General features: G+C 58.0%; 3 protein-coding genes. All 3 read right to left on the bottom strand.

The window, feature by feature from the left end; all coding sequences use genetic code 11:
* Positions 1 to 153: 153 nt before the first annotated feature.
* The 3 genes from AX735_RS04595 to AX735_RS04585 all read right to left on the bottom strand — a co-directional run bounded on the left by AX735_RS04595 (position 154) and on the right by AX735_RS04585 (position 2,719).
* Positions 154 to 1,434: a Fic/DOC family protein gene (locus tag AX735_RS04595; protein WP_059153630.1), complete on the bottom strand. Its 1,281-nt coding sequence runs from the start codon at positions 1,432 to 1,434 to the stop codon at positions 154 to 156.
* 3 nt (positions 1,435 to 1,437) lie between these two features.
* Complete coding sequence (locus AX735_RS04590; RefSeq protein ID WP_022684640.1) at positions 1,438 to 1,698, bottom strand: hypothetical protein; 261 nt, start codon at positions 1,696 to 1,698, stop codon at positions 1,438 to 1,440.
* 148 nt (positions 1,699 to 1,846) lie between these two features.
* The gene (locus AX735_RS04585) at positions 1,847 to 2,719 is read right to left on the bottom strand and encodes an ArdC family protein (RefSeq protein WP_059153607.1); all 873 of its coding nucleotides are present in this window, start codon (positions 2,717 to 2,719) and stop codon (positions 1,847 to 1,849) included.
* Positions 2,720 to 2,771: the final 52 nt, after the last annotated feature.

Below are 2,771 nucleotides of genomic sequence, written 5' to 3'. Positions count from 1 at the left end.
GTCCTGTCGATTATGCTTCGGGAACGAAAGGGCGGGTGCCCTTGGTGTTCCCCCCGGTGGCAACTGCCACTACTGACGGGGCGCGGCCCTGGGCCGCTCGATCCTATGTGGCAGCTGACAGACTACTAGGCGCGCGGCCCTGGCCGCTCATTTTCAGCGCTCGCGGTCCTTTGATTTCTCGGCCGCCTGTGTCGGTGATTTGCCTTCGCGCAATGTTGCGGCGACATGCGCCTTTGCGCTTTCGACGATCTGCGCCAGCTGTTCCTTCGATGCGCCGCGCTCGGTAGCTGTGGCGACGCGCTTATCAATGGCCAGCTGGAATTGCGCGAACCTGGCATCGGCCCGGTTCTGCTCAGGCGAGTTTTTCTCGAATTGCGCGGCAAGGCGTAGATCAACCTGACTGACGCCGGGAGGCATGACTTGCAGACGTAGCACGCGATCGGCGGCCTGAATGTCGCGGTCGGTCATTTTCGAAAGGAAATCAGCAGTGCCCGCGCTGATGGCGCGGACTCGTTGCAGCGGGTCCATGCCCTCGGACCAACTGACTTCGATTTGATGATAGCGGCGCTGTTCGATCAGTTGAAGGTGGTGCATCGGCCCTTTGGGATCACGGAAAAAGGCGAGTTCCTGCGCAGAACGGGCGGCTAGCTGGCGCATGTCAGCGGACGTTTCCGCGATCCGGTTAAGCTGCTCATACTGCCGCGACGCAACGGTTTGCGCAGTAGGTAAGTAACGGCTGATCTGATCCTTGGCTTGCTCGATGCTCATAGCGCGCCGTTCGCCAGCTGGCATGAGAGATTCCATCGAGGGCGGAAACGCGATGCCCGCTGGCCCGCGCGCTGGCTCGACGCGGCTCTGTTCGAGGGGCATGGCATCACGGATAACTTTGGCGAGGGAGGCGTGATTTCCGGTATGGAAGCTATCGCGGCTCGCCTCCATCCAGTCCTTCGGCCCCATTGCCTGGATCGAGACGAATTTTTCGGCCGCAAGGGAATGTAGCTGCAAGTGCAGCCGCATGGTACGACCATTGCCCTCACGGAACGGATGAACGGCATTTAATTCGGAGATATGCCGTCCCATGGTATCGGCAAAGCGATCACGATCCATCGACTTGAGGGTTTGGAGGTCGGGCAGCTGCTTAAATTCGTGCTCCATGCTGCGGGCAATGAAGTGCGCTCGCGCAAAAGTGCTGCCGGGTTTGCTTATGTCCACAGTCCGAAAGCGCCCCGCCCAATCATATACATCCTGAAACAGATGATTGTGCAGTTCGCGATACTCGCGCGCATTCGTCGCCGGCATGGCGCGCTGCACAATCAGCTCGCCATGCCGGACAACCGAGAAGAAAGCTTCTCGCTCCTTGAGAATATTATCGTCGCGGATTCCCAGCTTGTTCCGAAGAACGTCGCTGTTACGCCAGGTGTAAGGGTCGCTCACCAATCATGCAGCAAGTTTCTGGCGGGACAGAACATCACGGTTGTAGTCCTGCGCCAGACCAATCGCCACATCGACGGGAATTTGGGTTTCGACCAACAGCAAACAAAAAGAGTGGTCATCCGAAACCAATTCAAGTCCTTCAATCTTGCAATTTGCGATTGCTTCGCAATAAGCTGCCATCACGTCAGGAATGTCTTCCTGCCGACGCGGCTCATACCCCATCGCCTTGATGCGATTCCTGTAGGTGTCGATGATATTTTCCATTTTGCACCTAAAAACGACCTGCTCCCGCCCATAGTTAACATGTCGGGATTTGTATATAAACCACATTGAGTAGCCCCCCATATTTCACTTTCCTGAAATGAGACGCCGCGCAAGCGCGGCGTCTCGTGCATTTTGCGGGGCGGGGCATTCAATCCGCTTGGTCGGTCATCATCGCCAACAGGTAGTCGGCGGCGTTCTGCGCCTCGCGGGCTGCCTCAAAAATGGCGCGCTTGTCGTTGCGGAGCGCGGTCAACCAGTGCTCGATATACGCGGCATGGTCTTCGCGTTCCTCGACCTTGAAACCGACAATCGCGCCGATGAAGGATGCGCCCAGCTCGGCCACGAGTTCGTCCCTCGCATAGTCGGCGCGACTCGTTGAAATCAGGGTTTTTCGGTTGAGGCGGCTTTCATGCCCTGCATGATGCACGGCCTCATGCGCAAGCGTGGCATAGTAGTCGTCGGCGGAATGGAACGCTTCAAAAGCGGGCATTTGGATATAGTCGTCGCGGGTGTGGTAATAGGCTTGCGATCCGCCGATGCGAACGGTTGCGTCGATGCGAGAGAACATCACTTCAAGCTCAACGTCGCGGGTTTCGGGATTGGTGATGATCGGGGCGGGCGCGGGATATTTGCCGTCCAGTCCTTCGACCTGATCGGCATTGAAAACCGTGTATCGTTTCAAGAACGGAATGGCGCGCTCGTTGTCCGTCTCGGAGTCTTTCACGACAAGCTTGTTGGCATAGACAATGGTGGTTCCCTTGCTGCCCTTCCTGACATTGCCGCCCAGCTCCAACGCCTGTTTGAAGGTCAGCCAATAGGGCGAGGCGAAGCCCTGACGCATAGCGCTGGCCCAAAGGCTGAGGACGTTGATCCCACGATAGGCGACCCCATTGTGCCGGAGCGGAATGGTCGGCCCACCGCTCCACGGCTTCACCCACGGCTTGGTGCCCGCTTCCAGCATCGCAAGAATGTCGTCGGTGACGGCCTGATAAATGTCGATCCGGTTCGTTTCCTTAGCCATTTTTCACTCCTTTAGGCGAAGCCGCTGCCTGCGGCCTGCGGCTCTGACCCGC

The organism is Blastomonas sp. CCH1-A6 (assembly GCF_001556365.1).
GTDB lineage: Bacteria > Pseudomonadota > Alphaproteobacteria > Sphingomonadales > Sphingomonadaceae > Blastomonas > Blastomonas ursincola.
Note: the sequence above shows the minus strand (reverse complement) of the source record. Positions and strands in the feature narration are given on the sequence as shown.

Coding starts and splice junctions, on each gene's coding strand:
- AX735_RS04585 (WP_059153607.1), bottom strand. CDS start 2,719: ATGGCTAAGGAAACGAACCGGATCGACATTTATCAGGCCGTCACCGAC.
- AX735_RS04590 (WP_022684640.1), bottom strand. CDS start 1,698: ATGGAAAATATCATCGACACCTACAGGAATCGCATCAAGGCGATGGGG.